The sequence below is a fragment of the Phenylobacterium sp. genome (assembly GCF_031412415.1).
Classification (GTDB): domain Bacteria; phylum Pseudomonadota; class Alphaproteobacteria; order Caulobacterales; family Caulobacteraceae; genus Phenylobacterium.
Genome location: NZ_JANOCX010000432.1, coordinates 1 through 5,126, shown reverse-complemented (window position 1 = coordinate 5,126; position 5,126 = coordinate 1). Strand labels below are relative to the sequence as shown.

General features: G+C 67.3%; 5 protein-coding genes. 1 reads left to right on the top strand and 4 read right to left on the bottom strand.

Annotated features, from left to right (window positions below; all coding sequences use genetic code 11):
• The 4 genes from RMO04_RS19980 to RMO04_RS19965 all read right to left on the bottom strand — a co-directional run.
• Positions 1-961 (bottom strand): Hpt domain-containing protein (locus RMO04_RS19980; protein ID WP_309646523.1); only part of this gene is annotated, 961 nt, incomplete at its 3' end.
• Positions 962-988: 27 nt separating this feature from the next.
• The gene (locus RMO04_RS19975; RefSeq protein ID WP_309646522.1) at positions 989-1,354 is read right to left on the bottom strand and encodes a response regulator; all 366 of its coding nucleotides are present in this window, start codon (positions 1,352-1,354) and stop codon (positions 989-991) included.
• Positions 1,351-1,647 carry an STAS domain-containing protein gene (locus tag RMO04_RS19970; RefSeq protein ID WP_309646521.1) on the bottom strand — a complete coding sequence of 99 codons (297 nt, stop codon included), beginning with the start codon at positions 1,645-1,647 and terminating at the stop codon, positions 1,351-1,353. The genes RMO04_RS19975 and RMO04_RS19970 overlap by 4 nt, the downstream gene beginning before the upstream one ends.
• A gap of 38 nt (positions 1,648-1,685) precedes the next feature.
• Complete coding sequence (locus RMO04_RS19965; RefSeq protein ID WP_309646520.1) at positions 1,686-3,581, bottom strand: methyl-accepting chemotaxis protein; 1,896 nt, start codon at positions 3,579-3,581, stop codon at positions 1,686-1,688.
• A gap of 715 nt (positions 3,582-4,296) precedes the next feature.
• Here RMO04_RS19965 and RMO04_RS19960 point away from each other — a divergent pair.
• A partial coding sequence (locus RMO04_RS19960) for an acyl-CoA dehydrogenase family protein (protein ID WP_309646519.1) occupies positions 4,297-5,126 on the top strand: 830 nt, incomplete at its 3' end.

The following is a 5,126-nucleotide window of genomic DNA, read 5'->3' as shown; positions in this document are numbered from 1 at the left end:
CCGGCTCGGGTTCAATATGGGCTGGCGGCGCGGCCTCACCGGCCACGCGGGCCAGGAGGGCCGCGATATCCAGGGGCGCGTCGGCGCTGGCCGCGGCCAGGGCGTCGTCGCTAAGCGGCTCGGCCGAGATCTGGGCGACCTCGCCGTCCTCCGGCGTGATGGTCAGGTCGCAATCGTCTTCGACGAACTCGAAGACCTCGCGGATCGCCGCCTCGTCGGACTCGGTGGTCAGCAGGATCGTCCAGTGGAGATAGGCCGCTTCCGCGGCGAGCTGATCCAGCGGCGGGAGAGTGTCGGCGTCGAGGATGACCTGCGTCTCGCCCAGTCGGGCCAGCTCGCGCAGCACCAGGCCCGCTTCGTTGGCCTTGGCGTACATCTCGGTGCGGGGCGCGAAGGCGATGCGCCAGACGCGGCCGCCCGCGGAGGGGGCGGCCGCCAGGTCGGCCACGGGATCGATCGCCGGCGCGTCGAAGCTGGGCGCGTCGAAGCCCGGCGTATCGTCGCCGTCGATGGCCACGGCCATCGGCACGAAGCCGAAGTCCTCGTCGCCGCCGAGGTCGTCCTCGTCCAGGCCGTCGCCCCCGATCAGGGCCTTCATTTCAGAGAGGATGGGGGCTGAGCGGCCATCGTCCACGGCGCCGCCGTCGCGGGCGGCCACCACATGGTCGGCCAGGACGTCGAAGGCCCGCAGCAGGGTCTTGGCGACGTCGTCGGTCAGCTCCATCTTGCCCGACCGCAGATCGTCCATCACCGTCTCGAAGACGTGGGCGAAGCGGATGAGGTCTTCGAGGCCAAAGGCCCCGGCGCCACCCTTCACCGAGTGGACGGCGCGGAACACAGCATTGATCGTCTCGCTGTCGGCCTCGCCCGCCTCCATGGCCAGCAGACCTTGTTCGGCGTCGGTCAGGAGTTCGTCGCACTCCTGAAAGAAGGTCTGCTTGATGCTCTCGAACGGATCCAACGGGTCGCTCCGACAGGGTGACGTGGTTTAGGCGGCGACGCGGCGGACGGCTTCGACCAGCTTGATCGGATTGAACGGCTTGACGATCCAGCCCGTGGCGCCGGCCGCGCGGGCCCGCTCCTTCTTGGCCGCGTCGCTTTCCGTGGTCAGCACCAGGATCGGCGTGGCGCGATGATCGGGATTGGCGCGGACGCCCTCGATCACGCCGAAGCCGTCGAGGCGGGGCATGTTGATGTCGGTGATCACCACGTCGGCGCCGTTGGCCTGGAGGACTTCCAGGCCTTCGATGCCGTCAACGGCCTGGATCACCGTGTAGCCCGCCTGAACGAGCGCGTGGTTCAGCATTTCGCGCATCGTGCGGCTGTCGTCGATGGTAAGTACGGTCTTGCTCACGAGAGTCCCCCTTGGGGCTGAAATTGCAGCTCGGGGCCGCCAAACGCAGCCAACTGCTCTGAAAAGCCTGAAGACGGTTGATCCACCGTTAAGCAAACCCCGTCTTCGACCCAGATTTTTCGCGCAGACATCAAAACTTGCAGGCATAGGCCGCCAAGACGGGTCACCTGGGAGGCGTCCATCGCCAACGGACGACCGCGAAGGGCCATCAGTTCGGCTCGCAGGGGCTCGGCCGCCTGCAGGTCTAGGACCGCCGGTAGGCTCACCTGGGCTGGTGCGGTTAAGTCAGACATCGTTACGCTTCCCTCTCAGACCGCTGACGTGCGGCGACCTAGAATTCTTCCCAACTGTCGGTGTCGATCTTGTGCGCCGCCGAACCCTGACGGCTGGAGCGCCGCATCTGGGGAACGGGCGCGCGGACGCGAACGGCGGCCTCCGGCTGGCCGATCCGGAACCGGGCGATGGACCCGGCCAGAGCTTCGGCCTCATTGGCCAACGAATGACTGGCGGCGGTCGATTGCTCGACCATGGCCGCGTTCTGCTGGGTCACCTGGTCCATCTGGTTGACGGCGGTGTTGACTTGCTGGAGGCCGACGGCCTGCTCCTGGGCGCTGGCGGCGATCTCGGTGACGAGGCCGTCGATCTCGGCCACGCGGCCCACGATACGGTCCAGGGCCTGGCCGGTCTCACCCACCAGGCGCACGCCTTGGCCGACCTGATCGGTCGAGGCCGAGATGAGGGTCTTGATCTCCTTGGCCGCTTCAGCCGACCGCTGAGCTAGGGCCCGTACTTCGGAGGCGACGACCGCGAAGCCACGGCCGGCCTCCCCGGCGCGAGCCGCCTCGACCCCGGCATTCAGGGCCAGCAGGTTGGTCTGGAAGGCGATCTCGTCGATGACGCCGATGATCTGGCTGATCTGCTGGGCGGACTTTTCGATCTCGCTCATCGCCGAGACGGCGTGGCGGACCACTTCGCCGCTGGTCTGGGCGTCGCCGCGGGCGGCCCGCACAACATCGGAGCAGGCCTTGGCGCCGCGGGCGGTCTTGCGAACCGTGGCGGTGATCTCGTCGAGGGCCGCGGCGGTTTCTTCCAGGCTGGCGGCCTGCTGCTCGGTGCGACGCGACAGGTCGTCGGCGGCGGTGGAGATCTCGCCCGCCCCATTGCGAATGCCGCCGACGTTGGTGACCACCACGGTCATCGCGTCCTGGAGCTGGCCGATCGCGGCGTTGAAATCGTTCTGCAGCTTGACGTAGTCCGCCGGGAAGGCGCCGGCGATGCGGTGGGTGAGGTTCCCTTGGCTGAGGTGGTCCAGCCCCTCGGCCAGGCCCTCGACGACCAGGGCCTGCTCGCGGGCGGCGGCGGCGCGGGCGGATTCGTGGCGGTTGCGTTCGTCCTCGGCGGCCTTTCGTTCCTCTGCGGTCTGGCCTTCGAGGCGCAGCTTCTCGAGCCCGGCTGTCTTGAACACGGCCACGGCGTCGGCCATCTGGCCAACCTCGTCCTGGCGGCCGACGGCTGGGATCGAGGCCTCGAAGTCGCCCTGGGCCAAGCGACGCATGGCCGCGGTCATGGCGGTGACCGGCAGGGCGATGGTGCGGGTCAGCAGCCAGCCCAGGCCGACGGCGATCAGCATCGCCAGGGCGAGGCCCAGGGTCAGCCAGGTGTAGGCGCTGCGGCTCGACTGGACCTGTTGTTCCTGGAGCAGGGTCATCTTGGCCACCTCGGCCTCGACCACGGCGTCCATGGCGTCTTCGGCCGGGGTGATGACGGTGTCGGCCAAGCCGTCGGGCCCGACCATCTGAATAGCCTGGGGCAGGGTCGACGGATCGGCGCTCAGCGCCATGCCGGCGCGGACCACGTCGGTGAACCACTTGTCGGCGGCCACTTCGGCTGAGTCGATCTTGGCGGAGAGCTCTGGCGTGTCGGCCAGGAGCGCGCGCGCCGCGGTCAGACGCGTCTTGAAGTTGGCCCGGTGCTTGTCGATCCGCTCGGCGTAGTAGGTGTCCTTCGACAGCAGGTAACCGCGGTAGCTGTTCTCTTGGCGGGTCAGGTAGAACTTGGCTTCGCTCAGGGCGGCGAGCGTCTCCTGGCCTTCCCGGGTCTCCATTCGGGCGGCGTCCAGCGCGCGCAGGTTCATCAGCATGGCGCCGCCCATTCCGGCCATGGCCACGGCGACGGCGGCGAACCCGATAGTCAGCTTTCGGGAGATTTTCAGGTTATTGAACGACACGAGTGTTCCTAGTTGCTCAAGTTCCACCCCGGTTCGCGGGGGCTGGGCCATGTCTCAGGGTCAGCGACGGCAGGCGATGCGATCAGCTTGGGTCGAGGACCGTTCCGAAGCGGCTGAAAACTATTCGGGGTCTCGAACAAATCTGTCGGTGGTCGAAATGCTGTCAGTGCCCCCCTCGAAATCTTGCGAGATACTCGAAGAAACTGAAATGCGAGGCCCCCGCCCGCGAGTCTTCAAAACATCACCGCATCCTTGGTTAATCGGCGCGGCTTGAAGAAAGGGTTACCGAGGCGGGATCGGAGCAGGGCCGGAATCCCGATTTCCTCAAGAACAGCGGACGTCGGGCGCCGCCGTGCGACAATCTGGCGCCCCTGGCGGCGCGAATTCTTGCTCGCATTACTTCTGCGGGCGTCGCGGCGGGTCCCACAGTCTAGAGTGGTCTTTAGCGGCGCCGATATTCATTCGCCCAAGTTCAACGAACCTGTTCTTCCACCGCTTCGGTTTTACTTGCGGCCGGCGTCCCCGCTGGGACCTTCAAGACCGACTTCAGGATCTGGGTGTCTTCCGTGGCGTAGCGGCGGGGCTGGCCGCGACTGTGCGTGGGCGACAGCCACCATCCGAGGTCGCATCGTGTTCGACCGCCTTCCGCGAGGTCACACTTGCCCCGGGTCTCCGCCGGTGCTGGCTTGGGGTCAGGAGCGCCGTGGAGGATGTCATGGACCTGAAGCTGACGCCGGAGATGGAAGCATTCCGCGACGAGGTCCGCGGCTTCCTGGAGACCTACGCCGATCGCTACGCGCCGGGCGCCGGGGCCGACAGACCGCGCGAGGCGGCGCTGGAGTGGCAGGCCCTGCTGATCGACCACGGCTATGCGGCGCGGACGATTCCGCGTGAGTACGGCGGCTACGGCGCCGAGCCCGACATCCTGAAGACCCGGATCATCGCCGAGGAATTCACCGCCGCCGGCGCGCCGCGCGGCTTCGCCAACCAGGGCATTTCCATGCTGGTCCCGACCCTGCTGGAGGTGGGGTCCGAGGAGCAGAAGAAGCGCTGGATCGCGCCGACACTGCGCGGGGAGGTGGTCTGGTGTCAGGGCTACTCCGAACCGGGCGCCGGCTCCGACCTCGCCAGCCTCCAGACCAAGGCGGTGGAGGACGGGGAAGACTTCCTGATCTCGGGCCAAAAAATTTGGACGAGCACCGCGGCCCAGGCCGACATGATCTTCTGCCTGGTGCGGACCGAGCCGCAGGCGCCCAAGCATGACGGGATTTCCTACATCCTGTTTCCGATGACCACGCCGGGGATCGAGGTCAGGCCCCTGAAGACCATGACCGGGTCGGCGGAGTTCAACGAGGTGTTCTTCACCGACGTCCGTGTTCCGCAGAGCGGCGTGGTCGGCGGGCGGGGGCGGGGCTGGTTCGTGGCCAATGCGACGCTGAAGCATGAGCGGGGCATGCTGGGGGACCCCAATGCGACGGAAGCCCGGTTCGCTGCCCTCATCGACCTGATGAAGAGCGAGAGCGTGGACGGGCAGCGGCTGATCGA